This is a genomic window from Clostridium sp. DSM 8431 (genome assembly GCF_900116755.1).
Classification (GTDB): Bacteria; Bacillota; Clostridia; order Clostridiales; family Clostridiaceae; genus Clostridium.
Window position 1 is genome coordinate 1 of record NZ_FPBY01000044.1, and the last position, 22,449, is coordinate 22,449.

The 22,449-nt window shown below is 27.2% G+C and carries 19 protein-coding genes and 1 riboswitch; of the genes, 18 read left to right on the forward strand and 1 reads right to left on the reverse strand.

Going from position 1 to position 22,449, the window contains the following annotated elements; genetic code table 11:
• The first annotated feature begins 98 nt into the window (after nt 1-98).
• The 15 genes from BM384_RS06265 to hdcC all read left to right on the forward strand — a co-directional run bounded on the left by BM384_RS06265 (nt 99) and on the right by hdcC (nt 17,412).
• On the forward strand, nt 99-1,229 hold the full coding sequence (locus BM384_RS06265) for a zinc-dependent alcohol dehydrogenase (protein ID WP_090012184.1): 1,131 nt from the start codon (nt 99-101) through the stop codon (nt 1,227-1,229).
• A 435-nt stretch (nt 1,230-1,664) separates the two neighbouring features.
• A complete protein-coding gene (locus BM384_RS06270) occupies nt 1,665-2,567 on the forward strand; it encodes a radical SAM protein (RefSeq protein ID WP_090012186.1) in 903 nt (300 codons plus the stop codon).
• A gap of 123 nt (nt 2,568-2,690) precedes the next feature.
• Nucleotides 2,691-3,023, forward strand: coding sequence for an SPASM domain-containing protein (locus BM384_RS06275; protein WP_090012188.1), 333 nt, complete (start codon nt 2,691-2,693; stop codon nt 3,021-3,023).
• A 10-nt stretch (nt 3,024-3,033) separates the two neighbouring features.
• A complete protein-coding gene (locus BM384_RS06280) occupies nt 3,034-4,386 on the forward strand; it encodes a radical SAM/SPASM domain-containing protein (RefSeq protein ID WP_090012190.1) in 1,353 nt (450 codons plus the stop codon).
• A gap of 17 nt (nt 4,387-4,403) precedes the next feature.
• On the forward strand, nt 4,404-5,366 hold the full coding sequence (locus BM384_RS06285; RefSeq protein ID WP_175537300.1) for a radical SAM protein: 963 nt from the start codon (nt 4,404-4,406) through the stop codon (nt 5,364-5,366).
• A gap of 16 nt (nt 5,367-5,382) precedes the next feature.
• The gene (locus BM384_RS06290; RefSeq protein WP_090012194.1) at nt 5,383-8,076 is read left to right on the forward strand and encodes an insulinase family protein; all 2,694 of its coding nucleotides are present in this window, start codon (nt 5,383-5,385) and stop codon (nt 8,074-8,076) included.
• Nucleotides 8,077-8,099: 23 nt separating this feature from the next.
• Complete coding sequence (locus BM384_RS06295) at nt 8,100-9,785, forward strand: ABC transporter ATP-binding protein (protein WP_090012196.1); 1,686 nt, start codon at nt 8,100-8,102, stop codon at nt 9,783-9,785.
• Between the two features lie 47 nt (nt 9,786-9,832).
• Nucleotides 9,833-10,528 carry a response regulator transcription factor gene (locus tag BM384_RS06300; protein ID WP_090012198.1) on the forward strand — a complete coding sequence of 232 codons (696 nt, stop codon included), beginning with the start codon at nt 9,833-9,835 and terminating at the stop codon, nt 10,526-10,528.
• 75 nt (nt 10,529-10,603) lie between these two features.
• Nucleotides 10,604-11,512 (forward strand): ABC transporter ATP-binding protein, encoded by a 909-nt coding sequence (locus BM384_RS06305; RefSeq protein WP_090012200.1) that lies wholly within the window; start codon nt 10,604-10,606, stop codon nt 11,510-11,512.
• Nucleotides 11,512-12,243, forward strand: a complete 732-nt coding sequence (locus BM384_RS06310; RefSeq protein WP_090012202.1) for an ABC transporter permease — start codon at nt 11,512-11,514, stop codon at nt 12,241-12,243. The genes BM384_RS06305 and BM384_RS06310 overlap by 1 nt, the downstream gene beginning before the upstream one ends.
• A complete protein-coding gene (locus BM384_RS06315; protein WP_090012204.1) occupies nt 12,240-13,154 on the forward strand; it encodes a sensor histidine kinase in 915 nt (304 codons plus the stop codon). The genes BM384_RS06310 and BM384_RS06315 overlap by 4 nt, the downstream gene beginning before the upstream one ends.
• Nucleotides 13,155-13,210: 56 nt before the next feature.
• On the forward strand, nt 13,211-14,143 hold the full coding sequence (locus BM384_RS06320) for an ABC transporter ATP-binding protein (RefSeq protein WP_090012206.1): 933 nt from the start codon (nt 13,211-13,213) through the stop codon (nt 14,141-14,143).
• Nucleotides 14,124-14,894, forward strand: a complete 771-nt coding sequence (locus BM384_RS06325) for an ABC transporter permease (protein WP_175537301.1) — start codon at nt 14,124-14,126, stop codon at nt 14,892-14,894. The genes BM384_RS06320 and BM384_RS06325 overlap by 20 nt, the downstream gene beginning before the upstream one ends.
• The gene (locus BM384_RS06330) at nt 14,895-15,656 is read left to right on the forward strand and encodes an ABC-2 transporter permease (protein WP_090012209.1); all 762 of its coding nucleotides are present in this window, start codon (nt 14,895-14,897) and stop codon (nt 15,654-15,656) included.
• Nucleotides 15,657-15,951: 295 nt separating this feature from the next.
• Nucleotides 15,952-17,412, forward strand: coding sequence for a histidine-histamine antiporter (gene hdcC, locus BM384_RS06335; RefSeq protein ID WP_090012210.1), 1,461 nt, complete (start codon nt 15,952-15,954; stop codon nt 17,410-17,412).
• Nucleotides 17,413-17,568: 156 nt separating this feature from the next.
• On the opposite strand, the gene BM384_RS06340 is transcribed toward hdcC, so the two are convergent.
• The gene (locus BM384_RS06340; protein WP_090012211.1) at nt 17,569-18,906 is read right to left on the reverse strand and encodes a CoA-disulfide reductase; all 1,338 of its coding nucleotides are present in this window, start codon (nt 18,904-18,906) and stop codon (nt 17,569-17,571) included.
• Between the two features lie 186 nt (nt 18,907-19,092).
• Between BM384_RS06340 and BM384_RS06345 the strand changes: the two genes are divergently transcribed.
• From BM384_RS06345 to BM384_RS06355, 3 genes are all read left to right on the forward strand, one after another.
• Entirely contained in the window at nt 19,093-20,469 is a 1,377-nt protein-coding gene (locus BM384_RS06345) for a cation:dicarboxylate symporter family transporter (RefSeq protein WP_090012213.1), read from the forward strand.
• Nucleotides 20,470-20,497: 28 nt separating this feature from the next.
• A riboswitch (Fluoride riboswitch) is annotated at nt 20,498-20,572 on the forward strand.
• A gap of 46 nt (nt 20,573-20,618) precedes the next feature.
• On the forward strand, nt 20,619-21,848 hold the full coding sequence (locus BM384_RS06350; RefSeq protein WP_090012215.1) for a chloride channel protein: 1,230 nt from the start codon (nt 20,619-20,621) through the stop codon (nt 21,846-21,848).
• Nucleotides 21,848-22,354, forward strand: a complete 507-nt coding sequence (locus tag BM384_RS06355) for a YcxB family protein (protein ID WP_090012216.1) — start codon at nt 21,848-21,850, stop codon at nt 22,352-22,354. Before BM384_RS06350 ends, BM384_RS06355 begins: the two co-directional genes overlap by 1 nt.
• The last annotated feature ends 95 nt before the right edge of the window (nt 22,355-22,449 follow it).

Consider the following 22,449-nt stretch of genomic DNA (forward strand, 5'->3'; position numbering starts at 1 on the left):
AGAGTAGTATATGAATTTATTCATTACAAAATCAGACAGGTTGAATAAGGAATTAAACAAGCTTTATAAAGTTTTATAAGGTTTTGGCAACGGGAAATATGAAGGCTATTGTTTATAACGGAGTTAAGAATGTAGATATAGAAAATGTTGAAGATCCTAAAATAGAAAAGGATGATGACATTATTGTAAGGGTAACATCAACAGCTATTTGTGGTTCAGATTTACATTTAATTCATGGATTGATTCCTAATATGCCTCATGGCTTTAGACTTGGTCATGAAACTATGGGAATAATCGAAGAAGCAGGAAAAGATGTAGTTAATTTAAAAAAAGGTGATAGGGTAATTGTACCTTTCCCAGTTGCTTGTGGACATTGCTGGCAGTGTGAACACGGAAATTTCAGTCAGTGTGATAATTCAAATCCTAATTTTGAGATTGGAGGAATACTTGGATATAGCAATACCTTTGGTGGATATCCTGGAGGACAGGCGGAATTTTTAAGAGTGCCTTATGCTAATGTTGGACCAAGAGTTGTACCTGAAGAATTAACAGATGAGCAGGTTTTATTTTTAACTGATGTTCTGCCAACTTCTTATTGGGGAGTTGAACAAGGAGGAGTAAAGGAAGGAGATATAGTAGTAGTTTTAGGATGTGGTCCTGTAGGACTTACAGCTATTAAATGGGCAATATTTAAGGGTGCAAAACGCATTATTGCTGTAGATAATGTACCTTACAGATTAAATCATGCTAAAACATATAAAGGGGTAGAAACAATTAATTTTGAAGACTATGATAATACTGGAGAATTTATAAAAGAAATAACTCATGGTGGTGCAGATGTGGTTTTAGACTGCGTTGGTATGGATGGAAAAATGAGTACTTTTGAAAAAATTGAAACTAAACTAAAGCTTCAAGGAGGCTCAAAATCTGCTATTGAAATAGCTTCACAGGCAGTAAGAAAATGTGGAACTGTTGTCTTAGTTGGAGCTTATGGTGCTAAGTATAATTTATTTCCTTTAGGAGATTTTTTCTCAAGAAATATTACATTAAAGATGGGTCAGTGCCCAGCTCAAAAGTATGTTGATCCAATTTTAGAACTTATAAAGCAGGGGAAATTTGACGCAACAGATATTATAACTCATAAGTTAAAGCTAGATGAGGGAAAACATGCTTATAATATTTTTGATAACAAACTTGAAGATTGTATAAAGGTTATATTAAAACCTTAATAGAATATTTTGCTTTAAAAAGGCTAGTATCCCAAAAATCTGATACTAGCCTTAAATTATAAAATAGTTTGTTTTGTTTAAATTTTGATTAAATACAAAAAATAAATTTATAAGAAAAAAAGAAAATTATTTACTTTTTGGGAAATAAGTATTGTAATCTAATTGCGCACAATAATTTGAATAAAAAGGGAGGAAAAGGAAATGAAAATTGTATCAGTAAACAACAAAAAAGAAAATGTATTTATAAACTTATGTTCAGATGCTGGAAAAGGTAGTTGTCCTGTAATCTGCTGGGTAGGCTGGGATTAAATGAATATATGCAAAAAAGTAATATTTTTTGCATATATTTATTATTTTTAACTTTTATATGAGACCTCGATTTATGAAGGTCTATTTTTTTTAACATAATAGGAAATTATAGCTAGGAGGAAGAGTATGATTGATCAAAAACTTTTTTATACATTTGTAACAATGGATAAGGAATTTCTATTTTTTCCTTGTACATTAGCTATATTTAAAATAGATAAAGAAGCTAGTGCTGTATTAAATAAATATGCTAATTATATAACTTGCTATGAAGAAATAGTTAATGAGTTAAAAGAAATAAAAAATGAAGAAGAAATAGAGCTAATAGAAAGTTTATTACCTTATATAGAGCAAGAATATAAAGCAAGAAATATTATTAAAGAAAATGAAAAAAATAAAACTTTAAAAAAAGATATAGATACATTACAAGTAAATACAAGTTATTCGTGTAACATGAGGTGTAAGTATTGTTTTGCGGAAGATGGATGCCATGGAAAAAGTGGGACCATGAAATTAGAAGATCTACATAAGGTATATGATTTTATAAATAAAAATAATCATAACGATGAATTTAAAGTTGTTTTTGTAGGAGGAGAACCTCTAATTAATAAGAAATATGTGTATGAGTTTATTAATAATGAAGAAGAATGTAATGCAAATTTATCATACATAGTAATTACTAATGGAACTTTAGTAGATGATAAGCTAGTTGGTTTGATGAAAAGTAAGGATTTAATGTTGAATGTAAGCATTGATAGTAATGATAAAAAGATAAATGATTATTTAAGACCAATGCAAGGTGAAAATAGCTCCTATTCAACATTGATGGATGATAAGTTTGTGATGATGGAAGATGTAAAAGAAAAAATAAGTATAAACTGCACAATAACTAAAAATAACTTATATATTAGCGAAATGTTTACTGAATTTTACGAGAAAGGATTTTCGAAATTTCATTTTCAAGAAGTAATTACAGAAAATAGTGATTTGAAGATAGATGATAAAGATGCTGATATTTTAATTGAGGAATAAAAAAAAATAACTCATTATTTAACAAAAATAGTAGATAAAAATGAAATAATAAATTGCTATCCACTTACTAATGGACTAGCAGGGTTAGAGAAGAGACAATCTAAGTACTGTAAATGTTCTACTATGGAAAATATTATTGCTGTATCTCCTGATTTTAAATTATATCCTTGTGATATGTTAATGTGGGATGATTACGAAATTGGAACAGTTGAAGAAGGATTTAATGTAGATAAAATAGTTACATTAAGCAATCAAGTAAAAGAAGGAAGAAAATTATGTAATAGCTGTTGGAATAAATATATGTGTGGAGGATTATGTTTATCTGAAGTAAATGCACTTTCAGAAGAGCAAAGGGGTATAACATGCAGAATACAAAGAGAAATAAGTAAATGTAAAATTTATTTATACACATATATAGTGGAAAATAATCCATCATATATGAATAATTTTTTATAGGAGAATAGATATGAATATATATACTATGGAGAATAAGGGAAGGCAATATTTCTTTGATGGAGATAGATTGCTTTTTAATATATCAAATAAAGTGATAAATGATGTTTTTGATTTATTGAATGAAGGAAAACAAAAGGAAGAGATATTTGAAAAATTACAACATAAACATTCCGCTGAAGATTTAAAAGAAGCATTTGGAGCTATTAAAGATTATTTAAATACAGAAAGCTCAACAATTGGTATAAATTATGATGTTGATATTAATGAATGGAAAAAGAAAAAAAGAATGCAACATTTATGGCTAAATATATCTAATGATTGCAATTTAAGATGTATATATTGTTATGGAAGTGGTGGAAATTACGGAAGAGTTAGAAGTGTAATGACACAAGAAACAGCAAAGAAATGTATAGATTATTGGTATTCTAACTTAGATGAGGACACTAAAGATTCTTATGTATGTTTTTTCGGAGGAGAACCATTTATAAATAAAAAAATATTTATATATTGCATAAACTATATAAATGATTTGTTAAAAGACAGAGATATAAACGTTCATTATATGGTAACAACTAATGGAACTATTTTAGACGAAGATTACAAAAAGATAATAAAAGAAAATGATTTTGCTATAACAATTAGTATGGATGGAGGAAAAGAAATAACTAAGATTAATAGACCTCAAATAAATGGGGAAAGTAGTTATTATAAGATAAAAGAAAACTTACCTGGTTTCTTAGAAGCAGCAGGAAGTGTAACTGCCAGAGTAACTCTTACAGGGAATAATGTGGACAAGCTTAATGAAATAATAGAAGAATTGACTGATTTGGGATTTACTTCTGTACATTATGAATTAGCTTCTGTTGAAAGTGAAGAATTATCTGTTACAGAAGAAAAGTTAAAAAAATTATTTGCAGAGATAGATAAGGCAGCAAATGTTACTTATGAAGCTATTCATGGAAGAGGAAACAGAGTGTTAGATAATTTAACAAATATGATAACATGCTTACACAATAGAAGTATAGGAGGCAATTGTTCTTTCTATGCAGATAATGTACTTATGTTTGGAAGTGAAGGACAAATCTTTAAATGTCATAGATTAAGTGTACATGATGAATATATTTTTGGAGATGTAGATAATGGGGTAGATGTACCAAGATATCTGAATTTAGAAAAGAAAAAGAATTTAACAAACTGTTCAAAATGTATAGCTAAAAAGATTTGTAATGGTGGTTGTGCCCATATTAATTTAACATACAACGGCAGCACAACAGATACTTATGAACCATATTGTGAAAATATAAGATACTTATTAAAATCGGCATTAAAAATGTATTCAAATTTACAAATTGAGAATAGTTAGAGAGAGGTAAGATGGTTATGAACAAATATTCAACTTTATGCCTAGTATATACAGATAAGTGTAATGCTAATTGCTCTATATGTTCTTTTGAGTGTTCACCTCATAAATCAAATAAGATTAGTGTTGAAGATGCTAAAAAATATATTGATGAAGCAGTTGAATTCTCAGGAGTAAATAGATTAGCTATTACAGGGGGAGAGGCCTTATTATATTATGATGAAATATTAGAAGTTATAAATCATGCATATAAAAAAGGTTTGAATGTAACTTGTAATAGTAATGGTTACTGGGCTAAAACCTTAGATGAAGCAGGAATGAAAATGCTTAATTTGATACAAGCTGGATTGAAGCAGCTTACAATAAGTGTTGACGAATATCATATGAAATACATTCCTATAGAAAATATAAGAAATATAATAACTGCAGCCAAAAGATTAAAATTTCATGTTGTTCTTGAATGTGTTGTTCTAAAACATAGTAAGAGAGTTTGGGATATCACCAAAGAATTGGGCGATTGTATATGCGATGTGGAAATTATAGAAAGATTATGTCTTCCATTTGGATCGGCTAGAAATATTAATAGAGAAGAGTTCTTTACAAGTGACATAAGATATATTAAGTGTAATTATTCTGATGTTATGACTGTATTACCTAATAAAAAAGTATATAGCTGTTGTTCAGAAGGTGGTTTTACAGAAACAATGAAATCAGCAGATTTAAGTAAAGATTCTATAAAGGATGCAGTAGAAAGTTATAGTCAAAATAAACTTATGTTTTTAGTAAAGAATTTAGGATTTTCTTGGTTAATAGAAGAAATTAAAAATAATAATCTAAATATAGAACTAAAAGAAAGCTATGTAAATGTATGTGAAGTTTGTTATGACTTATTTAATAACAAAAAAAATATAGATATATTAAATCCAGTTATAGATAAAAAATTTGAAGAAATAATGAATATAATATCATCACAGAGAAGTTAATTTGGGGGGGATTGCCTTGAATCAATATAAATTATGTAAAAATTATTTTAGTAATGTACTAGGAATAGAAGCAAATATATATGATATGAGAGGTATTAAAATTATCCATGCAAATAGTGAAAATGGGAAGTTCGTTTTTAAAATAAGCATTCCTATAAAATTAACAGATAACAAAGGGGTTGCTCATATTATGGAACACTCAATAGCTTCAGAAATTGATCTTTCAAAATTTCGTAGCATATTATCAGCAGAAACCAATATGGATAAAATTGTATTTACAATTTATAGTGAATCAGAAGAGGATTTATTATCAAGTATAAATATAACTTTAAAAGAGTTATATTCTCCAAAGTTTCTAAAAAAGGAAGAAATATATCTTAGAGAAGGAATAGATTATTACTATGATTCCACAGGAGAAAAGTTAACTATCAATGGAGTTGTTTATAATGAAATGAAGAGTATAAAAAGTAATCCTATGGAATTAATAAAAAGATTAATAAATGTTCAATTATTTAAGGGGAGTAATTATGGTTATCAATGTGGAGGAGATTCAAGTGAAATAGCTAAGTCGGTTTATGGAGATGTTATTTCATTTTATAAGGATAATTATAATACTCCTCTTATTTATTTGTATGGAAATATAGAAATTAGCAAAGTAACAGAATTAATAGGTGAATTTTGTATGAATAATTATAATGACTATGATGTAAAGGCTAATGAAAATTTTAAATGTAGTCATGGTGAATATAGTTATTTATCAGAGTCAATGGATAAAAATATCGTTTCATTTTCATATAATATAGGAAAATTTACTGCTGAAAAGTATATGTATCTTCAGTATCTTAAGGAAGTAATATATACGGATATAGATAAGATATTTGGAAATATAGAAGATATGAGTTTTGCAATATTAATAAATGATACATATCGTTATGGAGTAATTACATTCTTTTTTATTGCAAATAATGAATCTATATATAATGCAGATGCATGCTTTGATAAGTTGAAAAAGTATATATCTAAAAATATTTGTAAAGGCATTATTAATGAAGATATAGTTAATGGCCTTAGAAGGAAAATGTTTAATTTATTTGAACTATCAAAACCTTTTGAAATAAAACTTGGAGATATGATTTTAAACAGAGAATCTTATGATATCTCTTTAGAAGATTATTTAGAGTTACCACAAAAAGAATTTAGTGCAAAAGATTTTATTGAGATTATAGAAAGTCAAATAGTAAGTGGGGAATATTCAAGGATAAAGGTATTTCCAAGGCAGTATGATGAAAGAAATGATGAGGCTCAGCCTTATTTAATGAGACTACTAAAAGATAGTAGTAAAGAACATATTAATAAGCCAAGCAAAAAAGAAAATGCCTCAGCAGCAAAAAAAGAAAATAACTTTAAAAGAGGGATATATAACTTTATTGATGTAAAAACTTATGAATATAAAAATGTAAAAGTATTTAATCAGGTATATGAAGATTTAGATAGAGAATATGTAAGTTTATATTTAGATATTTCTCATTTAAGTATAAAAGAAAAGCAAGTACTAAACGTATATGTAGATATAGTAAATTCAATTTATGGAGGATTCTATAATAATAATCCTTCTCTTAAGGATAATGTAGCATTAAAAATTATAAATTTTAATGGAAAAGAAAATGAAATAAAGTCAAAGTTATTAATAATTTTAGCTACTGCAGAATATAGAGAAAAAAATACATTAGAATTATTAGAAAAATATTTAGAAGAAATACGTAATATAGCAAATGATGAAGAATTATTAAAGAAAGCTTTAAGCAGTATATTTAAAGATACTAAGGAAATGGATGAAAGGTCATTATATAGACTGATAAAGATATTAACTAATGGAAAGTTTAGTGAATTAGGTAAATTAGATTTTCAACTTAACAGTATATATACATATAAATTCGTAGAAAATATCTTGCAAGGTACAGAAATTATAGATTTTAAGGATATAGTAGAAGAACAATTAAAATTAAAATCAGGAAGCATAATATCTTATCATTCTATAAAAGAAGTTAAAAGTTCTATAGAAAAATTTGTGACTAAACAAATAAGAGCAGAAATAAGTAATATTGCTAATAATTTTAATGATGGAAGTGATGAGTGTATTAAAGATATTAAGAGTTTAGGGGTTACCTATGACACTAATATGCTTTATATGGGATATGGATTTAAATATGATTATGAAGATGAATATGAATTTAATGTAATGAGTTTGTTAGCAAAATATATAAATAGTAATTATTTATTTCCAGGTGCAAGAGAGAAGGGAGTATATTTTGTGGATATAAAAACTTATTATTCAGAAAAAACAGTAGTAGTTTATATTATGAGATTTTCAAATATAGAAGAAATTATAAGTTTAATGGATAATTTAAAAACTTTCATAGAAAAAGAAATTAATATGGAAGAAATAAATTATTATAAGCAGCAACTTATAGATTATAAAGAAAGCTTTAAGGAAGTTGACTATAGGTATAGCGATAAATTTGTAATGGATTATATAAATGAAGAGCAAAATTATCTTAATAATATTGATAAAATTTCAGAAGCAGATATAAAACGTGTTAAGGAGAAATTTTTAAATCAGATAAACAAATACTTTAGAGTAGTTATTGGTAATAAATTTGAGATTAATAAATCCAAAGCATATCTAGATAAAATAGAGAAATTTATCTAGTAACAAAGGATGGGGGAGAGAATATGAGAAAATATGTTTTAAAGAATAAACTTTTATTTTTCATTAGTATATTTTTTATTGTGATATCTTCACTTATAGGTATATTTATGGCATATCTATGTGAATATATAATCGATACAGCTACTTATAAAAATACAGATATGTTTATAAATTCAGTAGTTTTAGGGATTGGATATTTGATTTTATATTTAGCGGCGAATATTGGAAAAGAATATTATAATGCTAAATTTACAAAGGCAAGTATTGTAGATTTAAAGAAAGATGTATTTAATAAGGTTTTGAAAAAGAACATAATAGATTTTAAAAAAGAAGATACATCTAAATATATATCTAATTTAACAGGTGATATTCAGATTCTAGAATCTGAATATTTTTCTAGTGTACTTAGTTTGGCTAATTTTCTATTCTTATTTGTATTTGCTATTTATGCATTACTATCAATGAATATTTATATAACTTTAGCTATTTTTGTTGTTGGATGGATACCAATAATAATTAGCAGAATTTTTTTAAGTAAGCTGTCATTTTATAAAGAAAATTATTCTGCTATGTTAGGACAATTTACAGGGAAAATTAAAGATATATTTAGTGGGTTTGATGTTATAAAGAGCTTTAATATAAATAAGCAGGTAGAAAAAGATTTTGATGACTACAATATTAAGGTTGAACAAAGTAAGTTTAAAGGAAAGGCCTTTTTGGGAGTTGTATCTTCCATAAGTGAATGTTCAGGAAATTTCATGTTCATAGTTACATTAGTTTTAGGAGCATACTTTTGTATAAATAATCAAATGACTATAGGGGAATTAATAGCTATTGTTCAATTAATGAACTATATAGTAAATCCATTAATAAATACGGTTCAATGTGTTGCTAAGATACAGGCAGTAAAACCAGTGTATGAAAATATGGTAAAAGATGAAGATATAAAAGAAGAAAATAAATATATATCTGAATTTAAATTTAACAAGAATTTAAGCATAAAGAATTTATCATTTAAATATGATAATGTACTTGCTTTAGATAACATAAGTTTGAATATAGAAAAAGGCAAAAAGTATGTTATTGTAGGTGAAAGTGGAGGCGGTAAGTCAACATTACTTAAGTTATTGTTAAGATATTATGATGATTATGAAGGTGAAATTCTCTTAGATAATATTGATTTTAATAAGATTGAGCCTGATAAGTGGTTTAATATCACAAGTATAATTCAACAAAATGTTTTTTTATTTAATGGAACAATAAAAGATAATATAGTTCTCTATAAAGATTATTCAGATGAAAAGCTTAATGAAGTAATACGAAGTGCAGGATTAGAGAAACTTATTGAAAAATTGGAGAATGGAGTAAATACTTCTGTGGGAGAAAATGGTGATAATTTATCTGGAGGAGAAAAACAAAGAATATCAATAGCTAGAGCACTGATAAGAGATAATTCTGTATTAGCTTTAGATGAAGCAACCTCATCATTAGATAATAATACAGCTTACAGCATAGAGAGTACTATATTGAATTTAGAAGATATAACTTGCTTTGTTATAACACATAAGTTAATAAAAGAACTTTTATGCAAGTATGATCAAATTATTGCTATAAAAAATGGACAAATCAAAGGAATAGGAACATTTGATGAGCTGATAGAAAAAAATGAATATTTTAGAAAATTATATAATTTAAGTTACGAAAATTAATTATAATATAATATATAATATTATTTTTATAAAAGAGGATTTTTTAAATGAAAAAAGAAGCAAAAATATTAGTTGTTGAAGATAATGATGAAATAAACAAAATATTAAGTAAAGTTTTAATTAAAGAGGGGCATAATGTAACTTCAGCTTTTTCGGGTACTGAAGCGTTACATTATGTTAAAGATATAGAATTAGATGTTATTTTATTAGATTTAATAATTCCAGGAATGAGCGGAGAGGAGTTGATATCAAAAATAAGAGAAATAACTAATTCACCAATAATAGTAATTAGTGCAAAAGTAGATAAAAAAACTAAATTAGATATGCTAAATAAAGGTGCGGATGATTTTATAGAAAAACCTTTTGATATTGATGAAGTTATTGCTAGAGTGAATTCTAATATACGAAGATATTTGGAATTTTCAGTACCACAAAAACATAGCTCCATATTAAAACATGGAGACATAGCTTTAAATAGAGAAACTAAAGAGGTAACTATTAGTGGCAAAGAAATAAAATTAAGATTAAAAGAATTTGAAATGTTAGAGTTATTTATGATGAATTCTAATAAAATTTTTAGTAAAGCAAATCTATATGAAAGTTTATGGAAAGAAGCATATTGGGGAAATGATAATTTAATATTAGTTCATTTAAGTAGGCTTAGAAATAAATTATCAGAAAATACTAATGAAGAATATATAGAAACTATATGGGGAATAGGATATAGGCTTAAGAAGATTTAATATTTAGTTAATATTTATTTAATTGAAATTATAGGATTATATCTTAATATAAGAGTATGGATAGGGGGTGAGGGTATGAAACAGTATGTATTTAGATGTAAGAATGTCTCTAAAGTTTGCAATTCTGAACAAATCTTAAGTAATGTATCAATGGAAATAGAAAAAGGATATATATATGGACTTGTAGGCAAAAATGGAGTAGGAAAAACATCTATTATAAGAGTGATTTGTGGGCTATTGGTCAATGATACTGGAAGTATAGAGTTATTTGGAAATAATGAAAATTTTCAAAAAGAAAGACAACGTATTAGTTCATTAATAGACTCTCCTAATTTGTATGAAAATATGACGGCTAGAGAGAATATGAATCTTGCAAGAATACAGAGAGGAATCCCAGGTGAAAAATGTATTGATGAAAACTTAAGGCTAGTTGGATTAAATAATGTAGGAAGAAAAAAAGTAAAAGACTTTTCACTAGGAATGAAACAAAAATTAGCCATTGCTTTAGCATTAATGAATAGTCCAGAATTTTTAATCCTAGACGAACCTATTAATGGGCTAGATGTAATATCTATAAAACAAATTAGAGATTTAATAATTGATATAAATAAGAAAAAAGGGACGACAATACTTATTTCTAGCCATATTTTATCAGAATTAAGCTTTGTTGCTAATAAATATATATTTATGGACAAAGGAACAATAATTAATGAAGTTGATTCTCAAGAATTAAATGATATATGTAAAAAATATATTCATATAAAGGTTAGAGATGTAGAAAGAGCAGCAATAATTTTAGAGAGAGATTTAAATATTAAGAACTACAAAATAACATCTCAGGAAAGTATAAGAATTTATGATGATTTAGATACAGAAAAAATAATATATGTTTTATCAAAGAATAATATAGGAATAAAAGAATGTATGCATGTAAATGAATCTATAGAAGATTACTTAAGTAATCTAATTGGGGAGGTGAGCTAATGATTATTAATTTAATTAGAGGTGAGCTATATAAACTTTTAAGAGATAGGGGAACAAAATTATCACTTATTATAGCTGTAATAGTAGCAGTACTAATGACGCTAATTTATAAATATCAAGGTAATCTTGGAGGCGACCCTAATTTAAATATGACTGGTATTCAAGAATTTAAGGCTTTATCAGGACAATTCATGTTTCAAAATTTAATTTTTTCTATACTTGCAGCTGAATTTATTGCAAAAGACTTTGAGAAAAATACTATAAATAGAACCTTTACCTATGGGTATAGTAGAAGAAGTGTAATTGTGAGTAAATTAATTGCTTATTTTATTGCTGTTATTGCCATTATGGCTATTTATACGCTATTACCAACTATAATTATTTCTATTTTAAATGGATTTGGAGAATATGAAAAGTTTTCAATTATAAGAATACTTATTATCTCAATATTTTGTGGTATAGCAACTGCTAGTATAACAGGAATGATAGCTATTTTAAGTAAGAACATAGTGATTACAATAGTTAGCTCTGTAGGATTATATATAATAAATGAAATATTAGATTTTACAGTTAAGTTTATATCGGATATTTTACCATTTAATATAGGTCAATTAGCAATTTCTTCACTTCAGTGGCAAATAATGATAATAGCTATTATATCTGCAATTACAACAATAATAATAACGTATTTTATAGCAAGTTATAAGGTTGAAAGAAGAAATATAAAATGATCACTTTAAGAAGCAGTACTATTGTAGTCATTATTGTAGTTTTAAGCACAATATGTTTCTTATTACTAACATATATATTGAAGCTTAAGAGAGAAATAAGAGGTATTTCTAGTCAGATTAAAAGTTTTAAAGATGATGAAAAAGAAAAGATGGTAAGTATAAGTATTTTTGATAAGGATATAGAAATATTGGCATCAGAAATAAATGAATATTTTGAAGTATATAAAATTGCTAAACATAACAATAAAGTATTTGAAAATAAAATTAGAGACCTAATATCCAATATATCACATGATTTAAGAACACCATTAACAATAATTATGGGAAATATAAAGTTAATTAAACAAAAAGAAATTGAACCTATTGAAGGGATACAGGCTATTGAGAGAAAAGCTGAGTTTATGAAGGATATGGTTAATGATTTATTTGAATTAATCTTTGCAATAGACAAAGAGATAGAGCTAGAACCGATAAATATAGTGCCTATAGTTCAGGAAGAAATATTGTCATTCTATGAACAAGTAAAAATGAAAAATATAGATATGAATGTATTAATAGACGGAGAAGTACTAATACTTGAAGGAGAGAAGAGCAGTTTTAAAAGAATAATCCAGAATCTAATATCTAATTCACTTAAATATGGAGAAGACTATATTAAAGTTAAAGTTTTTAAGGAAAATGATATTGTAAAATTAATAGTTTCTAATAAATGTCCTAATGTTACTTTAAAGGATATTAATCTAATATTTGATAGATTTTATATGATAGATAAAGAGACAAGTAACACTGGCACGGGATTAGGATTAGCTATTGTAAAAAGCCTTGTAACAAGATTAAAAGGAGATATAAGAGCGGAATATGTTAGTGATGAATTAAGTATAATCTGTGAATGGAAATTAAAAGATAAGTGATTTTGATTAGAAGGTTTATGGATTTTTGATATATAAAAAAGGGAGAGTGGGAGTTTATGGAAGATGTTATTATTGATATTGAAGGATTAAACAAAACATATAAAACAGGAAAAGTAGCAGTAAAAGATGTGAGTTTTCAGATTGAAAAGGGAGATATTTTTGGATTTTTAGGTCCAAATGGAGCAGGAAAAACTACAACAATACGGATGATGTTAGGTCTTATAAAACCAACAAGCGGAAAAATTGTTATAAATGGAAAAAATATAAGTAGGAATAAAGCTGACGTTTTAAGATCAATAGGTGCATTAGTAGAAGGACCTGCATTTTATAATTACCTAAGTGCAGAGGAAAATTTAAAAATATTTGCAGCATATTCAGGTGTATATGATGACAATAAAATTAAATCTATATTTAAGCTTGTAGGATTAAAGGGAAGAGAAAAAGATTTAGTATCTAGCTATTCTTTAGGAATGAAACAAAGATTAGGAATTGCTCAAAGTTTATTAAATGATCCAGAAATATTGATATTAGATGAGCCAACTAACGGATTAGATCCTGAAGGAATAAAGGAAATAAGAGAGTTAATAATTAGACTTAGCACGGAAAGAAAAATTACTATAATGGTAGCAAGCCATATATTAAATGAAATCCAAAAGATGTGTAATAAAGTTATTATTCTAAAAAGAGGTGAAGTAGTATTTCAAGGAGAAGCTTCTGAGTTACTTAGTGAGAAAAATAATGAATATATAATAAATAGCGGTAATATTGAAGCAGTTAAAAAGGAAGCACAAAATAAAAATCTAGATATAACTAATATTGGAAATGAAGAAATACGCTTTAAGATTGGAAGTAGTAAGCCTGAAGATCTATTTGAATACTTCTCTGGAAAGGGCTTAAAAATAAGAGAAATGTATTTATCAAAAAATACACTAGAAGAATTATTTTTTGATGTGGTTCAGGAGGATAATAATGAATTTAGTAAAAATTGAATTCAATAAAATTCAGAAATCTAGAATAGGAAAAATATTAATTCCTGCTGCTGTTTTAGTAATAATAGTTTACTCCTTAATACTTATGTCTACTCAGAGTCAAATAGCAAGTAATTTTGAATATATGGTTGGGGTATTAAATAATATAAACATGTTTGGAATTATGATGTTTATAACAGTATATTGTACAGCATTACTATTTGCTAATGAGTTTGAAAATAGAATAGGGATATATGTAAGCATTAGACATACACCAATAAGAAAAATATATATATCAAGAATTTTAGCCATAATGTTATATGTGCTAATAATATACCTTCTAGAATTTATTGTGTTATTTGTAATAGGAGCAGTTAAATATGGGATGAGTGGATTGGCAAGTGATTTAGGAATTGGACAATCTTTTATAAAAGTATTTTTATTAATGATAGAAATGTGGATGAGTAATTTATTTATCATAGCTATAGGGATATTAGCTTCAGTTATAATAAAAAATCAGGTATTAGCAATAGTAATTTCAGTTGTATCTACTTTAGTATTAAACATAATTAAAAATCTTTTTCCTAAAGTATTAAGTAAGTTCCTTGTAACAACATATATGGATTTTTATCAAAATGATTTGTTTACAGTAAATAGTATGGGTGGCTTTATTGAGAATATAATTTTAGCTTTGTTAGTCTATGGAGCTTATAGTTTTATTTTATATATAATAAGCGAAAGTCTCATAAATAAGGAAAATAGGGAGGCGTAAATGATGAATAATATTATGAGGTATGAACTAAAAAAAATATTTAAGTGTAAGCCTATATATTGTTCCATAATAATTGTTTTTGTACTTACTATTTTAGTTAATTTATTTGTTGCTTTAAATATGAATGGAATAACTAGATATGCTATTCCCATAAATACAGTATATATTTTTAGTAGTATACTTATTTTTAGTATATTTTTGGCTATAAGCACTTATATATTAGGGATAGAGTATAAGTTTGATACTATGAAGATAATAAAAACTAAGAAAACTCTTGAAGGAAAAATACTAGCTTCAAAAATAGTATCAGTAATATTATATTCATTAGTCATTACAGCTGAAGTATTTATTATTTCTATTATAGTAGGAATGTTTTTTGAATCAGGAGATACTTTTGAAATTGCAACCAATAGTGTTATACCAGAAGATCAGGGTGTTATTTTTTTAATGAAGATATTTTTATTGCAGGCAGTAGGTAATATATCCATTGCAGCATTAGCAGTTAGCATATTGTCAATATTAAAGAAGGTAGAAATTAGCACTATAGTTACCATAGTTATTATGCTATTCTGTTTTATTGCATCTATGTTTGTAAAAGGAAATATACTTGAGTATATACTACCATTTAATAATTACAATTCAGTAGAAATAGCGTTAAGCAATGACTTAAATATGTGGATAATTTTGATGAAGAGAATAATATATTCGGCAATATTTATGTATATAGCTTACTTTAGATATAAAAATTTAGATTTAGAGTAGAAGATTATGTGAAAAGACGGCTTTTAGCCGTCTTTTTTTAAAAAAGATATTTATTTTAAAACATTTCTTTAAAGATTTTGTAATTTTAATAAAATAAATAATTTTTATATTTAAATAAATCTGATATATATATATATAAATAAAGACTAAAAGTAAAATTAATAAAAATACATCTTATATAAAATCAAAAATTAAATTAGCTTTAATAGACTTATTCAAAATCAGGGTGTAAAATGACGCGCAGGGGTTATATCCCTAAATTATTTATAGACTATATAGAAAGGATAAGTTTATTATGGAAAATGAAAAATCAAAAGCAGGAAAACTAGGGTTAATAGGACTTGTCGCACTTTGTATTAGTGCTATGGTTGGTACAGGTGTCTTTGATTTACCTAAAAATATGTCTGCTGGTGCTGGAGTTACTGGACAGCTTATTGCTTGGGTTATTACTGGTATTGGTATCTGGTTTATTGTACAAATGTTTGTTATCCTTAGTGATGTTAAATCAGATTTGACTGCTGGGTTATATAAATATGCCGAGGTTGGTTTTGGACCATTTAGTGGTTTCTTTACTTCCTGGGCTTACTTTGTTTGCCAATGTGCCACAAATGCTGCATATGCAGTTTTAGTTATGAGTACATTAAATTACTTTTTCCCAGGAGTTTTTACTGGAGGGAATAACTGGCCTTCAGTTATTGGCGCTTCTATTATCACATGGTTAATCACCGCTTTAGTTCTTCAAGGAGTAAAAGTTTCAAGCGTAATTCAAAAAGTTGCTACAGCTTTTATGCTTTCAGTTGTATTTGTATTCTTAGCGACTGTTTTAATGCACTTCAATATACATACTTTCACTGATAATTCAGCTGCTTATATATCTATTCCAGCTTTAGATGATAAGCCTATGGGTGGTCTTATGCATCAAGTTATGAATACTATAGTTATTACATTATGGCTATTTGGAGGTGTGGAAGGTGCTGTTGTTATGTCTGATAAGGCAAAAGATGTAAAGCTAGTACCTAAAGCAACAGTTCTAGGTTTTGTTATTTGTTTAGTCATGTATGCTAGTGTAGGAATATTTTCACTTGGCGTATATTCATATGGTGAATTAGCTAATATGACTTCGCCATCTACTGCATATATTCTTATGAATTTATGGCATAGTACTATTGGACGTGACGTAATAACTATTGCACTATTATTTGCTGTTTTCTCAAGCTGGATTTCATGGATTGAAATGTTAGCTGAACTTCCTCAACATGCGGCCGCAGATGATGGATCATTTCCTAAGTCTTTTGCAAAAGTTTCTAAAGAAGGAGTTCCTGTAGTTTCAATTATTGTAGCAACTATTGTAATTCAAATAATTATTTTAATTTCTCATTTTGATAACAATGCATATCAAATGCTTTTAACTATTGTTGCTGTTATGACTATTCCGCCATATTTATTTTCTGCAATGTATCTGATTAAAATTAGTAAAAATAAGGATAGCCATGACTTTGATGGAAATAAAAAGCATAGCAGAAACAAAGCATTAATAATTGGTATTCTTGCATTTATATATATTCTCTTTATGGCATATTCAGCACAGATTAAATATACACTTATTTCATTTATTTTCTATGCACTTGGAATTCCACTTTATATGATAGCTAGAAAACAGAATGATAAAAAAATATTTAGTAAAGGCGAAGCTATATTTGCAGTTGTAATTGTACTTGTTGCTCTTTATGGAATTTATTCTCTAGTTATGAGCTAAGTCTTCTTAGTAACATATAGTAAATACCAATATTAAAATCATAATTAGAAAATAAATTTATATAAAATTATTAAATATAAAAAATATAGTAAAAGTGGAGTGAACATTAGATTCAATCCATTTTTACTATAAGAAATTAATAAATACTATCTACTACTATTTTGACACATTACCAGCCACATTTAGAACATCCCAAGTTCTAGAGAATGGTGGTGCATAACATAAATCAAGCATACCAAGTTCTGTAGTTGTCATTTTACCCATAATAGCAGCTGCTATTACATTACATCTTTGAACAGCATCTTTAAAACCAGCTACCTGCCCACCTAAGATCACCTTAGTTTCAGCATCATAAACTAACTTAACATAAATTTTATCTCTTCCAGGGTAGTAAGTTGTTTGGTTAAAATCTGTTATAAATTTTGCCTTATAATTTAAGCCTAATTTTTGAGCTTGCATTTCAGTAAGTCCAGTTGAAGCGGCTTCCATGTTCATAACTTTTATACAGCTTGAAGATAATGAACCTGGATATTTTGTATCCAATCCAGCTAAGTTTTCTCCAACTATTCTTCCAAGCTTATTAGCTCCTGTAGCTAAAGGTACATAAGTGTCCTTTCCTGAGACAATGTTTCTTACAGTAGCACAGTCACCAGCAGCATAAATATCTTCTATAGAAGTCTTACCAAATTCATCTACAATTAGTGCACCGTTTGGAAGCATATTAATACCACTATCTTTTAAAAACTCAGTATTTGGTTTTACACCTGTTGCAATAATAACTACATCAGCAGGAATTTTTTCTCCCTTGCTTGTTATAACAGCCTCAACCTTTTTATCACCAACAAGCTCTGAAACTGCTTCATTTACTCTTAAATCAACATTATGAGATTTAATTTCTTCTTCTAAAACATCAGTGATTTCTTTGTCAAAAACAGCATTTAATATTCTGTCTTCAAGTTGGAATATAGTAACGTTTTTATTTTGCTTTTTGCAAGCTTCAATAGCTTCAACACCAATAAATCCAGCACCAATTATAACTACATTTTTATTTTCTTCTTTATTTAAAAGATCTTTTAAATGGAACCCATTATCTAATGTTTTTAAAGTAGTTACATTTTCAAGATTTATATTTTTAACTGGAGGGATAATACTATCTGCACCTGTAGCAATCATTAATTTATCGTATTTATCCTCAAAAGTTTCTGAATCCTTTAAGTTTTCCACAGTTAATGTCTTTGAATCAGTGTCAATGTTAATAACTTTGTGGAATACTTTTAAATCAACTCCTGTTTTTATAAATTCTTCAGCAGTTCTTGCAATCATTTCTTTAGAATCATCAAAAAATCCACCAACGAAATAAGGAAGTCCACAAGCACCAAAAGATACTACATCAGTTTTTTCATAAACAACTACATCATATTCTGGTTTTAATCTTTTTAATTTTGCAGCAGCGCTCATACCAGCAGCAACTCCGCCTATAATTACTATTTTCATAATTGTCCTCCTAAATGTCAATAATATATAAGATATAATATATAGTTTATTTAAAAATTATAAAATTTAAATTATATATAGACAACTATCTATATTATATATTATAATATAGCAATAGTATAACACAGTATGCATATAAGTGTTAAAGGTTATTTGAAGCTAAAGATTATAAGAGGAGGAAGTTTTATGGAAAGTGGTTCATTTTTATCAGATTTTTTGATGATAACAAATATTAAAACAGTTCTTTTTATAGCAGTAATAATAGGTACATTCTTTATAATAAGACAATTTGAAAAAAGAAAGGTACCATTTACTACTAGAACAATTTATGGTATGTTAATAGGTCTTGTGCTTGGAGTTATAATTCAAGCTGTAGCTGGCTTCCCAGATGATCCATCTGATGTTACATGGCTTAAAGAAGTAAGTAAGTGGTATTCATTTGTAGGTTCAGGATTTATGGACTTATTAAAGATGCTTGTAGTTCCAATGGTGTTTATTTCGATTTTAAAAGTAATAATAAATATGGGTGAGAATGATAACTTAGGTAAACTTACTTTTAGAACAATAGGTATGTTAATGGGAACTACTGCAATAGCAGCAATAATTGGAGTTGCTATTGGAAGATTAATGAACCTTGGTGTTGGTGTTGACATAGGTGAGATAGATGTATCTTTAAAGGAAGTTGTTCCTATTGTTGATACTTTAAGAGGTTTACTACCAGCTAATCCAATTAAAGCAATGTCAGAAAGTAATGTTGTTGCTGTAATTATATTTGCAACATTTTTAGGATTAGCAACAAGAAGAATGAGAAAGAAATATGCAGATGTAATAAAGCCATTTGTAGATTTAACTGAAGCTCTATACAAGATAATAGTAAGTGTTGCTATGACAGTTATTAAGTTTATGCCATATGCAGTAATTGCTATGCTTGCTAATACAATAACTTCAAGAGGTCTTGCTTCAATGGTTTCTGTGGTTAAGTTTATTGTTGCTTTATATATTTCAGTTGCTATTATGTTCATTGTTCACTTAATTATAATAGCTGTAAATGGATTAAGTCCAATTCAATATCTTAAAAATGTTTCGCAAGCATTAGTTCTTGCATTTACATCACGTTCAAGCTTAGGAACACTTCCTGTAAGTATTGAAACTTTAACAAAGAATCAAGGTGTAGATGAAGGTGTAGCAAGCTTTGCTGCAAGTTTATCTGCTAACATGGGTATGAACGGTTGTGCAGGTATATATCCAGCATTAATGGCAGTAACAGTTGCAAATATGGCTGGAATGGAAATGAATGCAGGATTCTACATAATGCTTATCATTGTAATAACTATAAGCTCACTTGGTATAGCAGGACTACCTGGAACAGCTACTATGTCAGTTTCAGTTGTTTTATCAGGAATTGGTCTTGGACCATACTTCCCATTAGCAGGTGGAATTCTTGCAATAGATCCTATCTTAGATATGGGTAGAACAATGCTTAACGTTAATGGTGGAAATACTACAGCAGTAGTTGTAGGTAAGTCTTTAGGTAAACTTGATAAGGAAGTATTTAAAAAATAATTGACATATATAAAGAAATAATATATTTTTAGATATAGGGAATGAAGTTCTCCCTTGATAATATATCTAAACCGCATATTATGCTGATGACTTCTGTAATAATTTTTATTACAGAGTCATCAGCTTTTTTGTGTTAGAAAGGAGAAAATATGATTAATAAACCATATTCTGAGTACAAAGATGTTTTTATATTAAGTTTTATCTCAATAATAGCTGGAATAATTATAGGAATAATTGATACTGTATTTGGAAAAGTATTAATTGAAATTACAGAGTTTAGAGATGCAAATCCTTTAATGTTGATTCCCTTCTTATCAATAGCTGGGATTTTTATAATTTATACTTATTCTAAGATTGGAAAAAATAGTATTAAAGGAATGTCATTAATATTTGAAAGTGCTCACGGAGAAGAGGAGGGCATACCTAAGAGACTTGTACCTTTAGTTATGCTTACTACATGGATAACACATCTCTTTGGAGGAAGTGCAGGTCGAGAAGGAGTTGCTGTTCAAATAGGAGCTACAGTTGCAGATATAGCAGGAAGCAGACAAAAAATAAAAAATGCTAAAAAAATAATGCTTATAACAGGTATGGCAGCAGGTTTTGCAGGACTTTTCCAAACACCTATAGCAGCAGTCTTTTTTGCACTTGAAGTTTTAACAGTTGGAATTATTGAATATAAAGCTTTAATACCATCAGTAGTAGCCTCATTTACAGCAAGTTTCACTTCACATTTTTTAGGACTTGAAAAATTTTCTTTTAATCTTAATTCATCAATAGAAGTAACTCCAGATTTTATTTTTAAAATGATTTTAATAGGAATTATATTTGGAATTGTAGGAGGAGCCTTTGCACATTTCTTAAGTAAAGGAAAGAAATATTTAAGTTACAAAATTGAAAATCCTATAAAAAGAATATTTATTATAGGGATATTTTTAAGTATAGTATTGCTTTTATTACACATGGGAAGATATTCAGGACTTGGGACTAATCTTATTAGTAAAAGCTTTAATGGAGAGCAAATTTATAATTATGACTGGATACTAAAGTTTATATTAACTATAATTACATTATCAGCAGGATTTCAAGGAGGAGAAGTTACACCTCTATTTTCTATAGGAGCTAGTTTAGGTGTAGTTTTAGCTTTGGTTTTAGGTATGCCAGTAGAATTTGTAGCAGCTCTTGGATATGCAGCTGTATTTGGAAGTGCCACAAATACATTTTTAGCGCCAATATTTATAGGAGCAGAAGTATTTGGTTATCAGTACATGCCATATTTCTTTATAATATGCACAATTGCTTATTTCTTTAATGGAAGTAAATCAATTTATGCAGCTCAAAAAAATCTTGAACAAGCAGATAATTTAAAGGAGATTTAATGAAGATACTATTTAAAAATAACAGTGAAATAACAAAAAAAGAAATAATGAGATTTAATTATTTTAATCTATTTCGTAATAAACTTCTAATTATAATACTTCTATATATGCCTGTAGTATGGACTGCTTCTGGTATTGGAATGTTCTTTAAAAATTCAGATGGTAAGAGATTAATTATTAGCTTAATATTTTCTTCAGTGTGGCTAGCATTAATATTTTTGCCTCCATATATGACAGTTAAAATGAAGTATAAAGTTGAAGATTATGTTAATGAATATGAATTTTATGAAGATACCTTTAAGGCTTCAAATAAGTTTAATATGGAAGAAATTAATTATTTAAGTATTTATAAGGTATATGAAACGAAAAGTAATTATTATTTTTATCTTGATAAAAAGAATGTACTTGTACTAGATAAAAATAAGTTTGAGTTTGGATATCATGAAAACTTCTCTCTTTTCATCAAAGAAAAATTGAATAAGAGATATAAGAAAGTGATTTTTTAACTAAAAGACCAGCTAATAATAGTCAAGTAAATTTTAAAAAATAATATTTTTTAAAAAAGGGTATAGCAAACAAACCATTTGTAAAACACGAATGG